Source organism: Streptomyces sp. DH12 (assembly GCF_020873895.1).
Classification (GTDB): Bacteria; Actinomycetota; Actinomycetes; order Streptomycetales; family Streptomycetaceae; genus Streptomyces.
Window position 1 is genome coordinate 25,552 of record NZ_JAHWGT010000023.1, and the last position, 21,286, is coordinate 46,837.

A 21,286-nucleotide genomic window follows, 5' to 3' on the forward strand; every position below is an offset into this window, starting at 1 on the left:
CATCAGCACGAGCAAGAAAACGCGCACCACGCGGATCCGCGCGGCCCTGGCGGCCGCCCTGCTGGCCGGCCTCGGCTGCGCCACCCTGCCGGCGGCACCCGCCGCCGCCGCCGGCGAATCGCTGACCGTGCAGTACCGGCAGAGCGCCACCGGCAGCGACCAGGCCGAACCCTGGCTCAAGGCCGTCAACACCGGCACCGCCCCGGTCTCCCTCAGCCAGGTCAGGATCCGGTACTACTTCAAGGCCGACGCCGGCGCCTCGTACACCTTCGCCTGCTCCTGGGCGGTCAAGGGCTGCGGGAACATCACGGGCACCTTCGGCTCCCTCGCCCGGCCGACCGCCACCGCCGACCGCTACCTGGAGATCGGTTTCACGGCCGGCGCCGGCACCCTCGCGCCCGGCGCGGACACCGGCGACATGCAGCTGCGCTTCCACCGCTCCAACTGGCAGCCGCTGAACCAGCACGACGACTACTCCTTCGGCCCCGCCCAGACGTCGTACGGCAACTGGTCCAAGGTCACCGCCAGTGTCGGCGGTACGCCGGTGTGGGGGACGGCCCCCGAGGGCGACGGCCCGGGGCCCGGCCCGGACCCGACCGATCCGCCGGCCGGGGGCGCCACGCTCTTCGACGACTTCGACTACACCTCCCACACCGACCCGGCGATCGGCGCCCACGGCTGGAGCGTGCGGTCCGACGCGGGCGGGCCGGGGGTGCCCGGCGCGACCTGGGCGGCGCAGAACGTCACGTTCGCCAAGGAGGGGACCAACTCGGTCATGAACCTGGAGACCTCGACAGCCGGCACGCCCCAGTCGACGAAGCACACCGAAGTCCTCACCAAGGCCATGAAGTTCAAGAACGGCACCTACGCGGCGCGGGTGCGGTTCTCCGACGCGCCGAGGTCGGGGCCTGACGGCGACCGCGTCGTGCAGACGTTCTTCACCATCAACGACCTCAAGGCGCCGATGGCGGACGACTACGCCGAGTACGACTTCGAGTACCTGCCCAACGGCGGCTGGGGCGAGCCCGCCAACATCCTCTACGTCACCTCGTGGGAGACCTACCGGCCCGACCCCTGGGAGGCCGTCAACCAGCACTCGGAGTCCCGCACCAGCCACGCCGGCTGGCACGACCTCGTCGTCACCATCGACGACAGCGACATCACCTACTACGTCGACGGCCGGGAGTTCGGCCGCCATGACGCCCGCTACCTGCCCGAACGGCCGATGTCCATCAACTTCAACCAGTGGCTCATCGACCTGGCGGGCCAGACCGGCACCACTCCGCGCGCCTACGACCAGAAGGTCGACTACGTGCTCCACGTCAAGGACCGGGTTCTGACCCCGGCCCAGGTCGCCGCGAAGGTCGCCGCCTACCGGGCGGCGGGCACCACCTTCGAGGACACGGTGCCCGCGAGTCAGTGACCGCCCGCGGCGGGCGGACGCCGTCTGCGCGTCCGCCCGCACGCGCCCGCCGCGCCCGCCCCGCCCGCGAGACCGGCCTGCCGCGACGGGCCTCGCCCTTCGGCCGCCGGCGCTCTCGCTGGTCAGTGGCCCCCGTGCTCATCCTCTCGACGCCGGGCTTCGCTCCGCCCGCGCACGGCGGCCACTGAGCGTGTCCCGGGCAGCGCCTCCGAGGAACCGGTCCGCACGCGCTCCCCAGCCCCTCGGAACCCCCCCCCGATTCTCCCGTGAAGATCCCTCGCCGGGGCCCGCCGGGGACGGCTTCCGCCTGCGCCGCCTCCTCGACCCGGCCCAGGCCGTGTCCCGCAGCCCGGGGTCGGTCGGCAGCGCGTCCGCGGCCAGGCACCGGCCACCTCCCGGCCGCCCCGCCCCTCCTGCCGGTCGACCCGCCCGCCTCCCCCGGACCCGGGCCGCCTCCCCTCCCCGGGCGCCGCCCCCTCAGGGACGACGGGTCGGACGGGCCGGCGTCGACGACGTACGTCCGCACGCCCCGCTGTCACCGCTCCTGGCCGCCCCCGGGCGGGGAGGGTACGGCGGTGAGGGCCAGGACGGCGAGGTCGTCGCGCAGCCGGGTGCCCCACCAGTCACGGGCGTCGGCCAGCATCGCCGCGACGAGGTCGTTGGAGACCGTGCCGCCGTGCACCGCGGTGGCGGCGACGAGGGCGGCGAGGTCCTCGGGTTCCCGTTGGTCGCGGGCGCCGGCGCCCTCCGTGAAGCCGTCGGTGTAGAGCACCAGCGACTCGCCCGGGCCGAGGTCCAGCTCGTGCACCGGGTACTGCGGGGTGTCCAGGACGCCGAGCAAGGGCCCTCGCAGGGCGAGGGGGGCGGTGCGGCCGTCCGCGCGGCGCAGCAGCGGCGCGGGGTGTCCGGCGGAGGTGATGCGCAGACGCGCCGGGGTGCGGGTGGGGTCCAGGACGGCGTAGACGAGCGTGCAGAAGGGGGTGTCCTGGCGCTTCAGGGCCTTGTTGACCAGCGGGAGGACGTAGGAGGGGTCGCTGGTGTGCTGGGTGGCCGTCCACAGTGTGTGGCGCACCAGGCCGGTGATAGCCGCGGCGGCGGGCCCCTTGCCGCAGACGTCGCCGAGGACCAGGACGTGGTGGCCGTCGGGGGCGGTGAACGCGTCGTAGAAGTCGCCACCGATGTGCAGGCCCTCCCCGAAGGGCACGTAGCGGGCGGCGAGGTCGAAGCCGGGCACGTTGATCAGGCGCGGAGGGAGCAGGGGGCGCTCCAGGGCCTGGGTGGTGGCGCGCAGGCGGTGCAGGAGCCGGTCCTGCTGGATGCCGACAGCTATCTGGTCGGCGAGGTTCTCCAGGGTGGTCAGGGTGGAGCCGGGCAGGGCCAGGCGGGTGGCGAGGGTCAGGACGCCGATCAGCTGGCCGCCGGTGATCAGGGGCAGGCCCACGGACGAGCCGCTGTCGGAGTCGTGACCGGTGGCGTACGGGGAGGTGGGGAGGCGGGCGGTGTCCGGGTGGCGTCCGCGGGCGGAGAGGACCTGCTCGACCAGGTGGCGCTCGGTCTCCCCGCAGGAGGCCGGGCCCGCCGCGCCGTCACCGTCGAGGTCCTCGGCGCAGGAGGTGTGGGTGGGCTGGCCCTGCTCGTCCACGATCCAGATGCACACCCGGTCGGCGCCCAGGCGCTCGGCCGTGGCGCGTACGCATCGGTACAGACGCCGCGGCAGCGGTCCCGCATCGGTCATGGCGGCGGCCACCTCGGCGGTGAGCAGGGCCTGACCGGTTCGTTCGGCGAGTCTTCGCTGGGCGTGCAGGCGGTCGGTGACGTCGTCGGCCAGGACCAGCGTGCGGGTGCGGCCCTCGGCGTCGAGGACCTGCTGGGCGGAGACGCGCAGGGCTTGGGAGGTGCCGTCGGCGCGGGAGCGTTCGAAGACGGCGTCGGCTTCGGAGGTGTGCGGGGGCGCGGCCGCGGACAGGTGCCGCTCCAGTGGTTCGCGGTCCTCGGCGGGGAACAGGTCGGTGAGCGGCCGGTGCAGGATCCCGGCTTCGGTGAGCTCCAGGGTCTCGGCGGCGCGCCGGTTCCAGGCGATGACCTCCTTGCCGTCGAGCATGAGGGCTCCGATGGGAGCCTGGGTGAGGAACTGGCCCAGCAGCCGCTCTCCCAGCTGCCGGCCGAGCGTCGTGCCGCCCGCGGCAAGCTGCTGCTGGGCCGACGCCTGGGCCGCGGCGTGGGCCCGGCGGTCCAGCAGGGCGCGCAGGAGGCGGGAGACGGCGGTGGGCAGCGGTCGTGTCCGCTCGCGCACCCGGGTGACGACGTCGCCCGGGAACAGCAGGGGGAGGACGGCGAGTTCGGCCTCGGTGGCGGGAGTCGCCACCACCGCCACGGCCAGGTCGGCCGGGTGCGGGCGCAGCGAATGGACCAGGCCCGCCGGGGCGGGCACGTCCTCGGCGAGCACCACCACGGTGGGCCGGCGCTCGCCGGGCGCCCCGGCGGTGAAGGCCGGCGCGTCACCGGCCGTGGTCTCGGCGAACTCGGCGCTGTCCGTCAGCTCGCCGCGCAGGACCCGTACCGTCGGTTCGTCGACGTCGACCAGCAGGACCAGGGGCAGGGCGGCCGGGTCCATCTCAGCCCTCCAGCAGTGGTTCGTCCAGCAGGGCCCGGCCCGCCCACACCCGCAGCAGGTCGGTGCCGGGGGACATCACATGGGCCGCGCGGGCGTCGCGCAGCATGCGGTGCAGGGGGGAGCGTTCGCCGTAGCCGACCCCGCCGACGAGGGTGAGGGCGTCGTTGACGGTGGCCTCGGCCGCCTCCGCCACCTCCGCCTTGGCCGAGGCCAGGCCCAGCAGCGCCTCCGGCCCGCCGATGTCCGCTTCGACGGCCGCGTGGTGGATCAGCCGCCGGGTGCGCTCCACCCGGGCCCACATCGTGCCCAGCCGGTGCTGGACGACCTGGTGGCCGGAGGGGTGCCGGTTCGAACGCGTCCGCTTGCGCTGGAGCAGGTGGGTGCGGGCCTCTTCCAGGGCGGCCGCGGCGACACCGAGATAGGTGCCGGCCATGGCCATGAGGAAGTAGGGGGCGACGACGTTGAAGACGTACCAGATCTCGTCGCCGGGCTCCCCCAGCAGACACCGGTCCGGGATCTCCACACCGGGCAGTCCCAGCCCGCGTGAGGCGTTTCCGCGCATGCCGAAGCCCTGCCAGGGCTCGCCCCACACCAGTCCCGGCGTGCCGGCGTCCACCACGGTGCAGGAGAACTGTCCCGGTGGCGTGTCCGGTCCGCTCGCCACCGCGGACAGCACGTAGGAATCGGCGTGAGCGGCGTTGGTGACGAAGCTCTTCGCACCGGTCAGACGCAGCCGACCCGCCCCCGCCCGCTCCATCCGCGTCTGCGGCAGCCAGAACTCGCCGCCCGTGCCCGGTTCGGACAGCGCCAGCGTGGTCAGGTGCTCCCCGGCCGCGATCGGCTCCAGGTACTCCTTGCGCTGACGATCACTGGCTTTCGCGGCGAGCACCGCGGAGCCCACCAGGTGCATGCCGAAGCAGATCGAGGTGGACGCGCACGCCCTCCCGGTCACCTCACCGACCTGCGCGACCGCCAGAAGTCCGTGCCCCATGCCGCCCGAGTCCTCGGGCACCACGAGCCCGCCCAGACGTCTCCGCAGCGCCCCCACACCCTGCTCCGGCCACCGCTGCTCCTCGTCGACAGCGGCCGCCCGGGGCGCGAGGACCTCCGCGGCGATCTCCTGGGCCGCGGAAAGCGCGGCACCCAGTTCGTTACGTGCCACTGACTTCACTCCGCTCCGTCGCACGACCGCCGCCGCAGAATCCGCACCGGAATCATTGCCGGGCAACAACAAACGGCCAGCCTACGACATGGGCCGCGGCACTCCTCATACCGACGCTGCCGGGCCCGTGCGAGCGGTCGTCCCGCGACATTCCCCGGGTGGACCCGGCCGCTCCGGGGGCCACCGCTCGCCCCGCCGGGGCTGCGCCTGCCGCACGGCAGGCCCGCGCCTCCACGCGCACCCGGTGTGTGGGTACGGCTCCCGCCTCCAGCGGCCCTGCGGCTCGTGCCCTGGAGTGGGTGCTACTCGAGGTGGGCGAGGCCGTCGGCGGTGACGGTGGGGCGACCCGAGGTGCGGGCAGCGGCGAAGGGTGCCGGAAGCCGGGGAGGCGGGAGGCGGACGCCCGGGTCGAGCCGGCGCGGAGGGGCTTGAGGCCGACGATTCAGTAGGCGCCCATGTACCAGAACGCGGCGCCGAGGAAGACCGGAAGGGTGAAGGCCATCTGCAGGATCCAGGGGGTGGCCGTCCCGTCCTCGGGCAGGTCCGGGTTGTCTGCGCGCTCCGCCATGTAGGCGCGCATCGCCTTCCGGTGGCCGATCATTCCCGTGGCGATGGCGAGGTTGATTCCGCAGTAGACCGGAAGCATCTCGGTGAGCGGCCTCTGGTTCACGGTGGCGTAGGCGAGGGCCCCGGCGAAAACCACCGCGGGGCCGCAGGAGACGAATATCTTCTGACGCGTGGTGATCATGCCCGGGAGCATGGCCGCGAGGTACGGGACGACGCTGAAGGCCGCGAGGAGCCACCAGAGCGGCGAGGTTGTGTCCAGCATCTTTTCTTTCGTTTCTTCGGTGTCGTGGCATGCGGCCCGGGGCGTCGACGGAAACGACTGCACGACCGCGGTGACCACGACCGTGGACGACGAGGAGAAGTCCCTCGCCGCATCGCGAAGAACGCCTGGACGCGCGTCGGCGAGGCAGCCGACTTCGTTGGCAGCGAGCAGGTGGTCGTCAAGCTCGTAGCCGAGCGGCAGGGTCACGTGACCCGCCGTGGCGCCCACGCTCCTCCCTACGGCCGCTCGTGCGCGGGACGGCGTCGGGGTCCGGGCCGCCGGGCGGGGGCGCCGGGGCGCCCGCGCCGGGTGGGTGTCACGACGGGGTGGTCGGGGCGGGTGGGTGTCACGACGGGGTGGTCGGGGCGGGGTCGGGGGTGTCGGTCTGGGGTTCCTGTCGGGGGTCTCCGAGCTGTTCGCGCAGGTAGTTCCAGATCACCGCGATCAGTGCCGCCGCCGGTACCGCGAGGAGGCTGCCCACGATGCCGGCCAGGCTGCCGCCCAGCGTGACGGCGAGGAGGATGACCGCCGCGTGGAGGCCGAGGCCGCGGCTCTGGATCATGGGCTGGAAGACGTTGCCCTCCAGCTGCTGCACCACCACGATGATCGCCAGCACGAGCAGCGCGTCCGTCAGACCGTTCGAGACCAGGGCGATGAGCACCGCGACCAGTCCGGCGAAGAGGGCGCCGACGATCGGTACGAACGCGGACACGAAGGTCAGTACCGCCAGCGGAAGCACCAGCGGGACGTCGAGGATCCACAGGCCGATGCCGATGAGGACGGCGTCGATCAACCCGACGAACGCCTGGGAGCGCACGAACGCGCCGAGGGTCTCCCAGCTGCGCGCGGCCACGGTCGGGACGTCCGTGGCCAGCCGACCGGGGAGCTGGCGGGTCAGCCAGGGCAGGAACCGGGGGCCGTCCTTCAGGAAGAAGAACATGAGGAAGAGGGCCAGTACCGCGGTCACCACCCCGTTCACGACGGTGCTCACGCCGGTGACCACGGCGGTGACCATGCTGCCGATGCTGTCCTGGATCCGGGCGACGGCCGCGTCGAAGGCTCCGGTGATCTGGTCGTCCCCGACGTTCAGCGGCGGCCCGGCGGCCCACTCGCGCACCCGTTGGATGCCTTCCACCACGCCGTCGGTCAGCTCCGCGGACTGCGCCCCCACCGGCACCACGATCAGCGCGACGATGCCGGTGGCGACGAGCAGGAACACCACCGTGACCACCGACGCGGCCAGGGCCGGGGCCCAGCCGTGCCGGCGCAGGAAGCGGGCGAGCGGCCAGGTGAGGGTGGTGAGGAACAGGCCCACGATCAGCGGCCAGACCACCGACCACATCCGCCCCAGGAGCCACAGAGCCGCCGTGGCCGCCACGACCACCAGCAGCAGTTGGCCGGAGACGCGTGCCGAGGTGCGCAACGCGGCGGCGGTTTTCGTGGAACTCAACGAAGCAGGCATGCCAGCACCCTATGGGCAGCCCCGCCGCGCTCCCTCACCCCTGCCGGTGGAGGCCGTCGGGCCGCCGGCCGTCAGGCGCGGCAGCGGAACATCGTGAGGGGCGGGTTGGCCGCGAAGTCCTCCCAGAAGTCGGCGCCGAACGCGCGCAGACCCGCGTCCGACACCTCCAACGGGACCCAGGTGGGCTCGCCGAAGCCGGCCGCCCGCAGGCACTCCTCGAACACCTCGCGGCGCGGGCAGGCGGCGACGAGTCGGATCGGCGGGTCGAGCAGCGCCGTGACCCGCACCTGCGGCCCGACTTCGGTCTCCACGCCGGTCGGCTCGCAGCGGAAGCCGTACTTGTCCAGCGGCGGGCCGTCGAAGCGGTAGTCGGGCGCCATGACGAAGGCGTGGAACTCCGCACCGGGCACCAGGTTCCGGTGCACGGCGCGGCACATCCGCTCCATGGCGGCGACGTCCTGCGCGTAGCCGAACAGCTGGACCGCCGTGGCGACGTCGAAGCGCCGGTCCAGTGGGGGGAGTTCGGCAACGTCGCCCACCTCGTAGCGCACGCCCAGCGGGTCGCGCTCCTCCGCGGCGCGCGCCACGGCGACCATCTCCGTGGAGATGTCGACGCCGAGCACCTCGCCCGCGCCGCGCCGCTTGAACTCCCGGCTGTAGAAGCCGGTACCGGAGGCGAGGTCGAGCACCGACTTGCCCCGCACGTCACCGACCATGGCCAGGAAGCCGGGTACCTCCGCGTACCGCGCCAGCGGCAGGGCCTTGAAGCCCTCGAACGCCTCACCGATCTTGTCGTACTGCTGCACGCTCACCGTGCCGCCTCCCCTGTGGTGGGTCACGGCCTCGGCGCCGCCCCCGTCGTCCCGGGGCCCGCCGCGGCCTCTCGCGAGCAGTCTCCCGGCGGTCGGACGCGGCACCGTACTGGCGGAAGGCACGAAGATGCGGGCCCCGCCCCGGCCTCTCGTACGGGTGGGCGCACTGGGCGGCCGGTCGGGCGGGCGGCGGGCCAGCCGGGCGGCGGCGGGTCGGCCGGCGGTGGGCGGTACCGGCCGAGCCGGGAGCCGGGAGCCGGGAGTGGGCGGGCCCGGGGTGGGAAGTACCCGTGGGGCGCGGGCGGGTGGCTGGGCGGGCTGGTGTCCGGTGCTCAGCCGAGGGTCGCGAGCAGGTCGTTGCACGCCTGCTCGCAGCGTCGGCACGCCTCGGCGCAGACGCGGCAGTGCTCGTGCATGTCCGCGTGCCCCTCGCACTCGTCCGCGCACGCCTTGCACACCGTGGCGCACGCCTGGAGGATCGCCCTCGTGATGTCGGCGTCGTAGCCGGTGTGGCGGGAGAGCACCGAGGCGGTGGCGTTGCAGATGTCCGCGCAGTCCATGTCCGTGCGGATGCACTTGGTCAGCTCGCCCACCATCCCCTCCGACAGGCAGGCGTCGGCGCAGGCCGTACAGGCCTGCGCGCAGTCGACGCACGCCTCGATGCACCGGGCCATGGCCTCCTCGTCCACTCCGCCGAGGTCCGCCGGGTACGTGTTCAGCATGTCCTTGACCGTCGTCATCCTCGTGCCCTCTTCCTTCTCCGGCCGCACCGCGGCGACGGCTCTCCACCGCTCGGGGAGCCGCGGACGGCAGGCGGACGGGTGACACCGGCGGAGGCGCGCAAACCTCGGCGGGGACCGGCAGACGCAGGCGGGGCCCTCGCAGTCGCCCGGCACACCGCCGGCGGGGCGGGCAAGCGCGGCCTCTATGATCGACGCCGGTGAGCCGGGAAGTCTGGTCGGCGTTCGCACCGCCGTCCCCCGGAGCCGCCACGTGCACACGTCCCCCACACCCGGCCCGTCGCCCGATCCGTCGCCGGTTGCGTCGACCGACCGGTCGCCCGCGGAGCCGGTACCGGCACCCCGCCGGCCCGCTTGGGACGGCTCGGGCCCGGCCGCCGCCACCGGCGCCGCGGACGCCCCGGTGGGCGAGCCGGGCGGCGAGGACTCCCGGGCGGAGGCACGGCGGGCGAAGCGGGCCCGGGTCGCGCTGCTCGCCGCGTCGGCGACCGCCCCGCCCGAGCCGGTGCGGTGGGGCGCGGGGTGGGGCGGCAGGGTGTGCGGTGCGGTCGTGTTCGCGGTGTACGTCGCGTCGGTGCACCGACCGGAGGGGGCGGGTCTGGCCCGCCCCGAACCCGGCGCGTTCCTCTTCGCGCTGTGGACGTCACTGGTACTGGCGTGGGCCGTCTGCCGGCTCGCCCTGTGGCGCGTCACCGCGGACCGGGACGGGATCCACGTACGGCGGATGTGGTCCACCCGTCTCCTGGCCTGGCCCGTGGTCGGCCGGGTCGACCTGCGGCACGACGGAGTGCTGGAGTGCTTCGGCCCGAGGGGTTCCACCCTGTTCGGGACCTTCGCGCCGCCCTGGCTGGCGCGCCTCGCCCGGCGGGACTGCCCGGGGCAGCGGGCCGCCGACCTGCTGACCGCGATGTCCCTCCACCCGCACCTGCGCCCCACCGGCCGGGTGCCGCGCCGCGCGGCACGCGCGGGCTTCGCCCGGTGGGCGCTCCCGCTGGGCGCGCTGGTCCACGCCGCCCCGTTCCTCCTGCGGCCCTGAGCGCGCCCCGCACGGACGCGCCCCTCATCGGGCGCGGCCCCGGGTCAGGGGCGGGCGGGCGCGGTCTCGGGGAGGCGGGCGCGGAGGGTCGCGGCGAACTCCTCGGCGCGGGCCAGCTGCACGCGCAGCTTCTCCACCTGGTCCGCCGCGGTCTGCTCGTACGCGCGTACGCGCTCCGTGAGCGCCTCCCGCTCGTCCGCGTCCAGGGCCTGCCCGGCGTCCAGGCGGTCGGTGGCGTCCAGCAGGTCGCGCATCTGGTCCAGGGTGAAGCCGAGCGGCTTCATCCGGCGGATGACCATGAGACGGGCGACGTCGCCCTCGGTGTAGAGGCGGAAGCCGCCCTGGGAGCGGGCGGAGGGGACGACGAGGCCGGTCTCCTCGTAGTGGCGGATGGTCCGCAGGGACAGCTCGGTGCGCGCGGCGACCTCACCGATCTGCATGTGCTTGCCGTCCACGTCCCCGGCCCTGGCCTTCCCGTCGTGGCGGTACCGCCCCGTGCGGACCCGCCGATGTCTACTCTAACGTCAGGGTAGAGTTGCTGGTGGTGAAGCGCTGTACGGCTGCTTCGCCGTCGCCGTGTCGGGGTCGATGCCGCCCCCGGCGAAGTTCCGATTCTTGCAGGAGAGACGCGTGCGCGAGCCCAAGGCGCCCGGCGCCGCCGCCTGCCCGCCGTGACGCCTCGCCCCCTGACGCCTCCCCCTGACACCTCACTCCCCGACGTGAGCCGCGGCGCCCTCGCGCCCGCCCGCTCCGTCCCCCGGTCTTCCGGCGCCGTACCGACGCGCCGTCCGCGGGGTGCCGCCCGGCTCCTCCGCGCCCTCCCCCACTCCCCCGGCCCGCCACGGGAGGAGTGCCCGAGCACGACAGGTTCCCGATCCCTTGTCCTTCACCACCGCCGTGTCCCCGGCCGCGCGCCTGCGCGGCCTGAAGCCCGACTGGCTCTCCGACCCGAAGGTCTGGCGCACCGAGGTCCTCGCCGGTCTCGTCGTGGCGCTCGCGCTGATCCCCGAGGCGATCTCCTTCTCGATCATCGCGGGCGTCGACCCGACGATCGGGCTGTTCGCCTCCTTCACCATGGCCGTCGTCATCTCGGTCGTCGGCGGGCGCCGCGCCATGATCTCCGCCGCGACCGGAGCCGTCGCCCTCGTCATCGCACCGCTCAACCGCGAGCACGGCCTCGGTCACCTGATCGCCGCCGTCATCCTGGCCGGCGTCTTCCAGGTCGTCCTGGGCGCCCTCGGGGTGGCGAGACTCATGCGCTTCATCCCCCGCTCCGTGATGGTCGGTTTCGTCAACTCCCTGGCGATCCTCGTCTTCATGGCGCAGATCCCCGAGCTGCGCGACGTCCCGTGGGCCGTGTACCCGCTCGTCGTCGGCGGGCTCGCGCTGATGGTGTTCTTCCCGCGGGTGACCACCGTGGTCCCGGCACCGCTGGTGTCCATCGTCATCCTGACCGCGATCACCGTCGGGGCGGCCATCGCGGTGCCCACCGTCGGCGACAGGGGCGCCCTGCCGTCGTCGCTGCCCGTACCGGGCCTGCCCGACGTGCCGTTCACCCTCGACACCCTGACGACGATCGCCCCCTACGCGTTCGCCATGGCGCTGGTCGGCCTCATGGAGTCGCTGATGACCGCCAAGCTCGTCGACGACATCACCGACACCCGCTCCGACAAGACCCGCGAGTCGGTCGGCCAGGGCGTCGCCAACATCGTCACCGGCTTCTTCGGCGGCATGGGCGGCTGCGCCGTGATCGGGCAGACGATGATCAACGTGAAGGTGTCCGGGGCCCGTACCCGCCTCTCGACCTTCCTGGCGGGCGCGTTCCTGATGGTGCTGTGCGTCGTGTTCGGCCCGGTCGTCTCCGACATCCCGATGGCCGCCCTGGTCGCCGTCATGGTCATGGTGTCGTTCGCCACCTTCGACTGGCACTCCGTCGCGCCGAGGACGCTGAAGCGGATGCCCGCCGGCGAGATCGCCGTGATGGTGATCACCGTCGCCTGTGTGGTGGCGACCCACAACCTCGCCGTCGGCGTCGTCGTCGGCTCCGTCACCGCCATGGTCGTCTTCGCCAAGCGCGTCGCCCACTTCGCCGACGTCACCGCCGTCGTCGACCCCGACGGGACCACGGTCGTCTACCGGGTCACGGGCGAGCTGTTCTTCGCCTCGTCCAACGACCTCGTCGGCCGGTTCGACTACGCGGGCGACCCGGAGAGGGTCGTCATCGACCTGAGCGCGGCCCACGTCTGGGACGCCTCATCCGTCGCCGCGCTGGACGCCATCGAGACGAAGTACGCGCAGCGCGGCAAGAGCGTCGAGATCACCGGCCTGAACGACCCCAGCGCCCGTCTGCACGGGAAGCTGACCGGCGAGCTCACGGCGGGTCACTGAGAGCCGCTGACGGCGCGCCGCCGCCCGCCGCGCCCCCGCCCCGTCCCCGCTGCCGCGCACCCCGCCTCCCGCTCCCGTGACGTTCCGGGAGCGGGGCGTGCGAGGGGGTCACTGCGGGCGGCGGCCGGTGTGGGCGTCGCCGGGGTCGTCGGGCAGCGCGATGCGGGCCGTGACGCGCTTGCCGACCGGCTCCCGCTGCACCTCGAACCCCTGGGCCACGGCCATCACGATCTCCAGGCCGTGCTGGCCGACCCGGCCCGGGTCGGCCGCCCGCGCGACCGGCAGGACCGGATCGCTGTCCCACACGACGACCTCCACCGAGTCGCCGACGAGGCGCAGCTCCATCAGTACCGGCCCGGGCGCGTACTTGCGGGCGTTGGTGACGAGCTCGCTGACGACCAGCTGGGTCAGGTCCATCGCGCGGGCCGACACCGGCAGCCCGTACTCGCCCTGGACCCGCGCGAGGAAGTCCGCCGCGCGGTGGCGGGCCTCGGCGATGCACGAGCCGTCGCCGTCGAGCGCGACGATGTCCTGGAGGGCGGCGGGCCTGACGCCCTCGCCGCCCGGTGCGGATTCCACTGGCTCCACTGCCATTCCCCCGTTCACGCCTGCGCGCATACCCGCGATGACAGCTCTCATGCACCTGCGCTTCGCCGAGGCGTCGACCACATGGTGCAGGGTGGCCCCCTGTGAGAGGCTACCCGTGCGCATGATCATCCGACCCGGTCCGGCGAGAGCAGCAGAGGTACCCGTGAAGGACACCGAAGAGGCAGTGCGGCCCGGCCCGCTGTCGATCCGCACGGACTGCGTCGACGGCGTCCGGATCGTCACCGTCCGCGGCGAGATCGACCACACCTGCCGCGAAGCCCTCCTCCGGGCCTTGGCCCCGGACCCGGGCGACGGACCGCCGCGGACGGTGATCGACCTGGGCGGCGTGTCCTTCATGGACTCCAGCGGCGTCAACGTCCTCATCGTCGCCCACCACAGCGCCGTCGGCGCCGACGGCTGGCTGCGCCTGGCCGAGCCCCAGGAGTCGGTGCTGCGCCTGATGCGGCTGGTGGGCCTGGACACCGTCATCCCCTGCCACCCCACCCTCCGACAGGCCCTGCACGGCTGAGCACCGGCCCCTGCCCCCGTTCCCCTGGTACGGGCGAGCGCGGTGCGTCGACAGCGCCGCGGAGTGGGACGCTTCTGCGGGGTGCTCAGAACGCGAACACGGGGCTCCCGTTCAGGGTCGCCGCCATGACGCACGCGTTGGAGAAGGTGCGCTTCCAGGCGACGCGCTCGCCCTGCCAGACGCCGTCGACGGCGGCGGTGACGGGGTCGTAGTGCATCGGGCAGAACCGGTTCGGGTCCGGCGTGGCCACGAGCGCGTCGAAGTCGCCGGTGGTGGCGGCGAGCGCGGCGCAGGCGGCCTTCGGGTCGGGGTGCGTCCCCCGGACGACCGGCGCGCAGCTGAGGGTGGCGGCCTTCGTGACGGTGGCGCCGTACTCGCCCTGCGTGACGGAGAGGACCACCGCGGAGGGGGCGGCCGACCCGGTGGCGGGCTGGGCCGCCGCGACTCCGGTGGCGGCCGTGAGGGCCAGGAGGGAGGCGGCGGAGACGGCGGCGAGGCGAAGACGCACGACGAAACTCTCTTTCGATGTGAAGGTCAGGGGCAGCAGTCGTCTACGTTGTGTCGACCGCGTGCCGCCGACTCTGTCTGAAGTGAAGGTCGGATGCACATCCATCACCGATTTACAGACATCTCGTTCGATTACCGGTGACCGAACGGTCGTTCTGGCAGCTCAGACGGGTGTACGGGTGCCGCGCTCACACAGCGGGACGGGGCTGCACCCGTGTGTGACAGTGGCAGGTCAAGGCGCTGACCTGCTGTCGGCCGCTCCCGGTTCACCGAACGTCCACCAAAGCTGACCGGATAGTGACGTCCGCGCCCCCGCATGGGCCCACCGCGCATGAAATCGGTGCGGCGAAGCATGCGCGTGGAATGGAATGCGTGATGTACGAGGAGCGGTCGGGCCGTTCGGAGACGGTGGAGTGCGGGCTCGGCGAGGACGCCTGCCACCGGGTCCTGAAGCGGCTGCGCGACCTGGGCGAGGGCGAGTTCGGCTGGGTGCGCCTCGTCGACCCGGCGGAGGCGGAGCTGGTCCGGCTCGCGGAGGAGCTGGGCCTGCACCCCCTCGCGGTCGAGGACGCCGTACAGGCGCAGCAGCGCCCGAAGCGGGAGCGGTTCGGCGACGTGCTGGCCGTCGCGCTCAAGACGCTCTGGTACCTGGAGGACGAGAGGGCGGTCGAGACCGGGGAGATGATGCTCTTCGTCGGCCCCCGCTACGTCCTGACCGTGCGGCACGGCCCGGTCGACCCGGCCACCGAGGCCGCCCGGCGGCTCGAGGCCAACCCGGGCATGCTCCGCTTCGGCCCGCTCTCCGTCCTGCACGCCGTCCTCGACGTGGTCGTGGACGCCTACGGCGACTCCGCCGAAAAGGTGCGCACCGCGCTGACCGCGCTGGAGGACAGCGTCTTCTCCACGACCCGCGTGGACCACACGGAGTCCATCTACTCCCTCAAGCGCGAGGTGCGCGAGTTCCGCGACGCGGTCCAGCCCCTCGTCCCGGTCCTCCAGGGGCTCCTGAACGACCCTGACGCGGACGGGCGGGGCCCGGACGGGGGTCCGGTCGGGCAGGGCACGAGGGAGGAGGGCCGGGGCGGGCCGGACCGGCGGGTCCACCTGTCGAAGGCGCTGCCGTACTTCCGTGACGTCGCGGACCACCTCAACCGCACCGACACGGAGGTCCGCTCCCTCGACGAACTGCTCAACTCGGTCCTCGACGCCCAGCAGGCGCGGGTGGGGACCTGGCAGAACGACGACATGCGCCGCATCTCGGCCTGGGCGGCGATCTTCGCCGTCCCCACGATGGTCGCCGGCGTCTACGGCATGAACTTCGAGCACATGCCCGAACTCGGCTGGAGCTACGGCTACCCTCTCGCCCTCGCCCTCATGGCCCTGGCGTCCGGAGCCCTGTACCGGGCCTTCCGCCGCAACGGCTGGCTCTAGGTACGCCGTCCGGGAAGGCCCCCCTCCGGCCGGAGGCGTCCGGCTCCGGCCGGAGGCGTCCGGAGAGGCGCTGTCGGGCACCGGGCCGGGGCGGTGGCCGCGCGGGCGCGTTGCCACCGGACGTCCCGAGCGGGCGCGGGGTGCCGGGTCACCGGGTGAGGAGCCAGGCGCTCGTGCACAGGGCCGCCGACGTGGCGAGTGAGGCGACGGCGAGGCACAGGAGGCGTTGGCGGAGCCGGGCGTGGCGGGCCGTGTACTCCGCCCGCAGGGCGACGCTGTGGGCGGCGACCGACCGCAGGGCGTCCATGGACCGCTCGATGTGGTCCTCGGCGTGGAGGCGGGCGACCTCCGCGTGCTGCGCGGTGGTCAGCCACGGCATGCGGCGCGCGAACGCCTCGCCCGCCTCGCGGGCCTCGCGCAGCTCCGCCTGGGCGAGCAGGTAGCCCTCGACGGCGTTGAGGCCCGCCGCCACCTCGCCGCCGGTCGTCCGGGGCGTCCGGGTCGTCATCCGTGCCACCGCCGCTCCCCCTCGCGGCGCGTGGTGGACATCCCCTTGCCGGGTGCGGCGGCCTTCCACCGGCCACTTCCGTTCGGCCGCCGGGAGGGCGTGGGCTGGGTGCTGGTGGGTTCGGTCGTCATGGCCATACGGGTCCCGTCCGGGCAGTCGACGGTGAGCGGGAGCGGGCGTCTTCCGGGTGCCCCCTCCCACCCTCGCAAAGACGCCGGACGATCGAGCGGCACGACACCGGAGATCGGGCACTTCAACGGCGCGTGCGGCAGCCGGTGGGGAAGGGGTCGGGGCGGTCGTCGGCGAGCCGGTCCCAGGCGGCCCGCCTGACCCGCCGGAGCCGCCGGCCGGTCCCGGTGGCGGGGGACCGCGTCCCGGGGCTTACGCCGCACGTCCGATGCGGGCTCCCGGCATGATCGGTAGCGTCCCGGCCATGGAGACGACCCGACCGCCGCGCGGCCTCGATGCGCGCCGGCGCGACGTACTGGCGAGGCTGCGGACGGAGAGGGACGTGTGGGTCGCGTCCGCCGGCGGGCCCGGCGCCCCGTACCTGGTACCTCTGTGGTTCCTGTGGGACGGGGAGGCGGTGTGGCTGGCCACGCGCGCCACCAATCCGACCACCCGCAACCTGCGCGACGGTGGCCGTGCGCGGTTGGCGTTCGGCGACACGTACGACGTCGTCCTCCTCGACGGCACGGTGGAGGTCTTCGCCGCCGGGGAGGTGCCGGCCGCGGCGGCGGACGCGTACGCCGCACGGCACGGGTGGGACCCGAGGCGGGAGCCGCGCGCCTTCGCCTACCTCCGGGTGCTGCCGCACGCGGTGCAGGCGTGGCGGGGAGAGCACGAGCTCCCCGGCCGGCACCTGATGCACGACGGCGAACTGCTGGACGGGGGCGTGCCGTCGCGCGGAGGCGGGCGACCGGGCGGGGGATGACGGTCGGGAGGCGGGGGCGCGGTGATGGTGGGCGAGGCGGGTCGGTGTCCGGTCCGGCGTCATACGGCGGGTGGCCGCCTCCTCGTCCTGGCACCCGGCCCGGGCGTCCCGTCGGGCCCGCCGTCCGCCATGTGAGGGCCGTCCCGGCCCGCCGTGCGGTGGACCAGGGCGGCGGCCACGTCGCGGAGCTTGACGTTCGTGTTCTGCGACAGGGACACCAGGACCCGGAAGGCCGCGTCCGGGCCGACGCGCCGCTCGGCCATCACGATGCCGACCGCCCGGTCGATCGTGGCGCGGGACCGCAGTGCCGTCCTCAGCTGCGCGTTCTCCGTCTCCAGCGCCGCGATCGTCCCGTCGTTCGCGGCCGGGCCATCCTGCGCGCGGTGGGCCGGGGAGCCGGTGGCGTCCTCGACCCGGACGAGCAGACCGGTCACGGCCCCGTCGGCGTCGAGCAGGGGGGTGCTGTGGAACGCCCAGCTCCGCTCGGTGCCGCCGGCGGGATCGCCGGGGGACGGTACGCGGACCCGCTGGGGCGGCGTCACGTCCGGGCGGCGCAGGCGCAGGACGCGTCGCAAGGAGGCGCCGAGCACGGCCGGTACGCCGCTCCCCCACCGGCCACCGGAACGGCCGGGGCCGGGGCCGGGGCCGGGGTCTCCGTCGCGGTCTGGGTCTCGGTCGCGGTCTCCGTCGCGGTGTCGCTCCCGGTCGCTGTCGGAGTCCTCGCCGCCGTGACGGGCGCGGTCCGCCTCGGGGCCGGTCGGGGCGCCGGGCAGGGTGTCGAGGAGGCCTCGGCCCACCACCTCGCCGCGTTCGCGGCCGGCCGCCCGCAGGTACGCCGGGTTGGCGTCCAGGACGGTCAACCCGGGGTCGAGGAGCACCAGGGGCGACCGGTCGGCGCGGAAGGCGCGTGCGTAGTCGGCCTGACGCGGTGTGATCCGACGCACGGCACGGCCCCGCACACGACGTCCTTTCCGGGCAGCGAGTCGGCGATGACCTGCTCCGCATGCCCCGGCTCGCGCCGGTGACACACCGGCGTGCGGACGGCCACCGGAGTCGGGCACGTCCCGACGTGGAGTCGGGCGGGTACCGGAGGGGGATGCTCAGACGGCGACGTGTGCGGGATGTCCGGGCGCCGGACCGTTCGAGGCGTCCGCCGCGCCGAGGGGGCGGCACGGCGGGCCGAACGACGGCCGGAGGGCGGGGGCCACCGCCGTGCGCGGCGCTCCGGGGGCCGCCTTCCGCCATCCGCGCCCGCACAGCGGACATGCGTGCGCACGGAAGGGGAAGTCGATACGGACCTTCAGTTCCGCACGCAGGAGAGAGGGGAGAGGGGAATGCCCGCCGAACGCGACGGCGCGGATGAGGAAGCCGGCATGCTGAACACCCTGAGCGTCGAGCAGACCTGGCACTTCGACGGGGCGCTCGGCGACGTGGCGGAGGCCCGTCAAGGGGCGGCCGCCTTCCTCCACGGCCTGGAACGCATCCAGGCACCGCGGGCCCCGGACGCTCTGGACGACGTACTGCTGGTGGTCACCGAACTCGCCCTGAACGCCTTCACCTTCGCACCCGGGCCGTTCACGCTCCAGCTGCGCGCCGTCGCCGACAGCGTGCACGTGGCGGTCACCGACACCAACCCGGCCGCGCCGCGGCCCCGGCCGTTCGACCTGGAGGGGCGCGGCGGCATCGGCTGGCACCTGATCGGTGCGCTCGCCGAGCAGACCGTCACCGTGCCCGGCCGGGAGGGGAAGACGGTGCACGTCTTCCTCCCCTGGTGAGCCCGGTGCCCTTCGCGACCCTGGTGACCGGACCCGGACCGGGCCCGGCACCCTGGTGGGCGCCGGGCGGACGTCCGGCGACCGCCCCGCCCGGGGGCGGGGGCGGATCGGGCGGTCACGTCGGTGCGTGCGGTCACAAGCGGTCGGCGTCGCGGCGCGCCGCGCGTGTCGGACGCGTCGGCGGTGCCGGCCGGCGGCTCAGTCAGTCGTCAGCATGCCCTTGCGCAGCTTCTTCAGGGTCCGCGACAGCAGCCGCGAGACGTGCATCTGGGAGCAGCCCAGCTGCTCGCCGATCTGCGACTGGGTGAGCTCCTCGACGAAGCGCAGGTGCAGGATGCGCCGCTCGCGGTCGTCGAGGTCGGCGACCAGGGGGGCGAGGCTGTGGAAGTCCTCGACCAGCTCCATCGCGTGGTCCTCGACGCCGATGAAGTCGGCCAGGGCCGCCTCGCCGTCCTCGCCGTCACCGGTGACGGCCGCGTCCAGGGAGCTGGAGTTGTAGGCGTTGGAGGCGAGCCGCGCCTCGACGACCTCGTCCTCCGTGAGGCTCATGAGCTCCGCGAGCTCCTTGACCGTCGGGGTGCGGCCGAGCCGGCTGCGCAGCTCCTCGGTCGCGCGGGCCAGCTCGACGCGCGCCTCCTGGAGGCGGCGCGGTACGTGGACGGCCCACGACGTGTCACGGAAGAACCGCTTGATCTCACCCATGATGTACGGGACGGCGAAGGTGGTGAACTCCACCTCGCGGGAGATCTCGAACCGGTCGATGGCCTTGATCAGGCCGATCATGCCGACCTGGACGATGTCCTCCATCTCGTCCGCGCCACGGCTGCGGAAGCGGCCCGCCGCGTACCGGACGAGGGACATGTTCATCTCGATGAGGGTGTTGCGGACGTCCTGGTACTCGTGGGTGCCCTCCTCCAGGGAGGCCAGCCGGTCCAGGAAGAGCCGGGTCATCGCCCGGGCGTCCTTCGGCGCCACGTTCTTGGGGTCAGCCGGCTTCCGCAGCTCGGCAATGTGCTCCGTCTTGGTACCGGCCAGAACCGCGGTCATGCCTGCATCCCTCCCTGGGTGGTCGCCCTCGTCGGTCTGTGAGGGCCTGTGGGCCGCGCATACCCGGTTCCACACGAAGCATGCTCATCTTTTTTCCGCCCGTCGCCGAATCGCCGCCGGGACCTCCCGCACCGGGGTGCGGCGGCGGTGGTTCGGGGCGGCGGCTCTGGGAAAACGGTGGGATGCCAGTACCCCGTACCGCTTCAGGAGGCCGACGTGACCCGCTCCGAGACCTGTGACGGTCCCACCACGGAGAGTGTCACGGAGGAGCGCGAGCAGCGGCTGCGAAGACGACTGGAACGGCTGATCGGCATCGCCGCGACCGAGGGGAACTCGCTGCTGCCGCTGCGCAACGGCGACGAGATCTTCCCCGCGATGCTCGGCGCGATCCGGTCGGCCGAGCACACCATCGACATGATGACCTTCGTCTACTGGCGGGGGGCGATAGCCCGCGACTTCGCGGCCGCGCTGGCCGACCGGGCCCGCGCCGGGGTGCGCGTGCGGTTGCTCCTCGACGGGTTCGGCGCCCGGCTCATCGAGCGGAGCCTCCTGGACGACATGGAGGACGCCGGCGTGCAGATCGCCTGGTTCCGCAAACCGGTCTGGCTGTCGCCGTTCAAGCAGAACCACCGCTGCCACCGCAAGGCGCTGGTGGTGGACGAGCGCACCGCGTTCACCGGGGGCGTCGGGATCGCCGAGGAGTGGTGCGGCGACGCGCGCGGCCCCGGGGAGTGGCGCGACACCCACGTGCGGATCGAGGGCCCGGCCGTGGACGGCATCGCCGCGGCGTTCGCGCAGAACTGGGCGGAGTGCCACGACGAGCTGTTCGACCACCGCGACCGCTTCGCCGAGCAGCCGCAGCCCGGCACGTCGGTCGTGCAGGTCGTACGGGGCTCGGCGAGCATCGGCTGGCAGGACATGCAGACCCTGGTGCGGGTGATGCTGACCTCGGCTGAGGAGCGCTTCCGCCTCGCCACGGCCTACTTCGCCCCGGACCCCTACTTCGTCGATCTGCTGTGCCGCACCGCCCGGCGCGGCGTGACGGTGGAGATCCTGCTGCCCGGTCCCCACACCGACCAGCGGGCCTGCCGGATCGCGGGGCAGTCCCACTACACGGAGCTGCTGGCGGCGGGCGTCGTGATCCGCCAGTTCCAGCCGACCATGATGCACGCGAAGATCATCACGGTGGACCGGGTGGCGTCGCTCATCGGCTCCACCAACTTCAACCGGCGGTCCATGGACCACGACGAGGAGGTCATGCTCGCCGTCCTCGACGAGGAGTTCACCGCCACCCTGGACCGGCACTACGACGAGGACGTCGCGCGCAGCGAGGCCGTCGACCTCACCCGCTGGCGGCGTCGCGCCGTGGTCCAGCGGCTGCGGGAGCTGGCCGTCACCCCGATCCGCCGGTTCCTGTGAGCCGGCGCCCCGGCCGGGGCGCCGCCGTGCGGGGCGTGCGCGGGGAGGACTGCCCGAAAGGGGGTAGTCGGGTCGCGTGCGC

The 21,286-nt window shown here is 73.8% G+C and carries 20 protein-coding genes; 8 read left to right on the plus strand and 12 right to left on the minus strand.

Annotated features, from left to right (window positions below):
* Position 1 precedes the first annotated feature (1 nt).
* Entirely contained in the window at positions 2–1,423 is a 1,422-nt protein-coding gene (locus tag LPA54_RS21410) for a cellulose binding domain-containing protein (protein ID WP_228980363.1), read from the plus strand.
* Between the two features lie 535 nt (positions 1,424–1,958).
* On the opposite strand, the gene LPA54_RS21415 is transcribed toward LPA54_RS21410, so the two are convergent.
* The 6 genes from LPA54_RS21415 to LPA54_RS21440 all read right to left on the minus strand — a co-directional run bounded on the left by LPA54_RS21415 (position 1,959) and on the right by LPA54_RS21440 (position 9,042).
* Complete coding sequence (locus tag LPA54_RS21415; RefSeq protein ID WP_228980233.1) at positions 1,959–4,037, minus strand: SpoIIE family protein phosphatase; 2,079 nt, start codon at positions 4,035–4,037, stop codon at positions 1,959–1,961.
* Position 4,038: 1 nt separating this feature from the next.
* Positions 4,039–5,199, minus strand: a complete 1,161-nt coding sequence (locus LPA54_RS21420) for an acyl-CoA dehydrogenase family protein (RefSeq protein ID WP_228980235.1) — start codon at positions 5,197–5,199, stop codon at positions 4,039–4,041.
* Positions 5,200–5,641: 442 nt separating this feature from the next.
* The gene (locus LPA54_RS21425) at positions 5,642–6,235 is read right to left on the minus strand and encodes a hypothetical protein (protein ID WP_228980236.1); all 594 of its coding nucleotides are present in this window, start codon (positions 6,233–6,235) and stop codon (positions 5,642–5,644) included.
* Positions 6,236–6,374: 139 nt separating this feature from the next.
* Positions 6,375–7,490: an AI-2E family transporter gene (locus tag LPA54_RS21430; RefSeq protein WP_228980238.1), complete on the minus strand. Its 1,116-nt coding sequence runs from the start codon at positions 7,488–7,490 to the stop codon at positions 6,375–6,377.
* A 71-nt stretch (positions 7,491–7,561) separates the two neighbouring features.
* Positions 7,562–8,302, minus strand: a complete 741-nt coding sequence (locus LPA54_RS21435; RefSeq protein WP_228980241.1) for a class I SAM-dependent methyltransferase — start codon at positions 8,300–8,302, stop codon at positions 7,562–7,564.
* A gap of 332 nt (positions 8,303–8,634) precedes the next feature.
* On the minus strand, positions 8,635–9,042 hold the full coding sequence (locus LPA54_RS21440; protein ID WP_228980246.1) for a four-helix bundle copper-binding protein: 408 nt from the start codon (positions 9,040–9,042) through the stop codon (positions 8,635–8,637).
* Positions 9,043–9,445: 403 nt separating this feature from the next.
* On the opposite strand from LPA54_RS21440, the gene LPA54_RS21445 reads away from it, so the two are divergent.
* A complete protein-coding gene (locus tag LPA54_RS21445) occupies positions 9,446–10,078 on the plus strand; it encodes a PH domain-containing protein (protein ID WP_228980248.1) in 633 nt (210 codons plus the stop codon).
* 44 nt (positions 10,079–10,122) lie between these two features.
* Here the strand turns inward: LPA54_RS21445 and LPA54_RS21450 are convergent, their stop codons facing one another.
* Positions 10,123–10,533: a MerR family transcriptional regulator gene (locus LPA54_RS21450; RefSeq protein ID WP_228980250.1), complete on the minus strand. Its 411-nt coding sequence runs from the start codon at positions 10,531–10,533 to the stop codon at positions 10,123–10,125.
* Between the two features lie 442 nt (positions 10,534–10,975).
* On the opposite strand from LPA54_RS21450, the gene LPA54_RS21455 reads away from it, so the two are divergent.
* On the plus strand, positions 10,976–12,466 hold the full coding sequence (locus tag LPA54_RS21455; RefSeq protein ID WP_228980365.1) for a SulP family inorganic anion transporter: 1,491 nt from the start codon (positions 10,976–10,978) through the stop codon (positions 12,464–12,466).
* A 108-nt stretch (positions 12,467–12,574) separates the two neighbouring features.
* Here the strand turns inward: LPA54_RS21455 and LPA54_RS21460 are convergent, their stop codons facing one another.
* Positions 12,575–13,060 (minus strand): ATP-binding protein, encoded by a 486-nt coding sequence (locus tag LPA54_RS21460; protein WP_228980251.1) that lies wholly within the window; start codon positions 13,058–13,060, stop codon positions 12,575–12,577.
* A 157-nt stretch (positions 13,061–13,217) separates the two neighbouring features.
* On the opposite strand from LPA54_RS21460, the gene LPA54_RS21465 reads away from it, so the two are divergent.
* Complete coding sequence (locus LPA54_RS21465) at positions 13,218–13,583, plus strand: STAS domain-containing protein (RefSeq protein WP_228980254.1); 366 nt, start codon at positions 13,218–13,220, stop codon at positions 13,581–13,583.
* A gap of 85 nt (positions 13,584–13,668) precedes the next feature.
* On the opposite strand, the gene LPA54_RS21470 is transcribed toward LPA54_RS21465, so the two are convergent.
* Positions 13,669–14,091 carry an SSI family serine proteinase inhibitor gene (locus LPA54_RS21470; RefSeq protein ID WP_228980256.1) on the minus strand — a complete coding sequence of 141 codons (423 nt, stop codon included), beginning with the start codon at positions 14,089–14,091 and terminating at the stop codon, positions 13,669–13,671.
* A gap of 374 nt (positions 14,092–14,465) precedes the next feature.
* On the opposite strand from LPA54_RS21470, the gene LPA54_RS21475 reads away from it, so the two are divergent.
* Positions 14,466–15,521: a magnesium and cobalt transport protein CorA gene (locus LPA54_RS21475; protein WP_228980258.1), complete on the plus strand. Its 1,056-nt coding sequence runs from the start codon at positions 14,466–14,468 to the stop codon at positions 15,519–15,521.
* 148 nt (positions 15,522–15,669) lie between these two features.
* Here the strand turns inward: LPA54_RS21475 and LPA54_RS21480 are convergent, their stop codons facing one another.
* Positions 15,670–16,029, minus strand: coding sequence for a hypothetical protein (locus LPA54_RS21480; RefSeq protein WP_228980260.1), 360 nt, complete (start codon positions 16,027–16,029; stop codon positions 15,670–15,672).
* Positions 16,030–16,462: 433 nt separating this feature from the next.
* On the opposite strand from LPA54_RS21480, the gene LPA54_RS21485 reads away from it, so the two are divergent.
* Entirely contained in the window at positions 16,463–16,963 is a 501-nt protein-coding gene (locus LPA54_RS21485) for a pyridoxamine 5'-phosphate oxidase family protein (RefSeq protein ID WP_228980261.1), read from the plus strand.
* A gap of 59 nt (positions 16,964–17,022) precedes the next feature.
* Here LPA54_RS21485 and LPA54_RS42685 read toward each other — a convergent pair whose 3' ends face one another.
* Positions 17,023–17,907: an ANTAR domain-containing protein gene (locus tag LPA54_RS42685; RefSeq protein ID WP_228980263.1), complete on the minus strand. Its 885-nt coding sequence runs from the start codon at positions 17,905–17,907 to the stop codon at positions 17,023–17,025.
* A gap of 429 nt (positions 17,908–18,336) precedes the next feature.
* Here LPA54_RS42685 and LPA54_RS21495 point away from each other — a divergent pair, with 429 nt between their 5' ends.
* The gene (locus tag LPA54_RS21495; protein WP_228980264.1) at positions 18,337–18,738 is read left to right on the plus strand and encodes an ATP-binding protein; all 402 of its coding nucleotides are present in this window, start codon (positions 18,337–18,339) and stop codon (positions 18,736–18,738) included.
* A gap of 198 nt (positions 18,739–18,936) precedes the next feature.
* On the opposite strand, the gene LPA54_RS21500 is transcribed toward LPA54_RS21495, so the two are convergent.
* Positions 18,937–19,785 (minus strand): RNA polymerase sigma factor SigF, encoded by an 849-nt coding sequence (locus LPA54_RS21500; RefSeq protein ID WP_228980265.1) that lies wholly within the window; start codon positions 19,783–19,785, stop codon positions 18,937–18,939.
* A gap of 216 nt (positions 19,786–20,001) precedes the next feature.
* On the opposite strand from LPA54_RS21500, the gene LPA54_RS21505 reads away from it, so the two are divergent.
* Positions 20,002–21,204 carry a phospholipase D-like domain-containing protein gene (locus LPA54_RS21505; protein WP_228980267.1) on the plus strand — a complete coding sequence of 401 codons (1,203 nt, stop codon included), beginning with the start codon at positions 20,002–20,004 and terminating at the stop codon, positions 21,202–21,204.
* Positions 21,205–21,286: the final 82 nt, after the last annotated feature.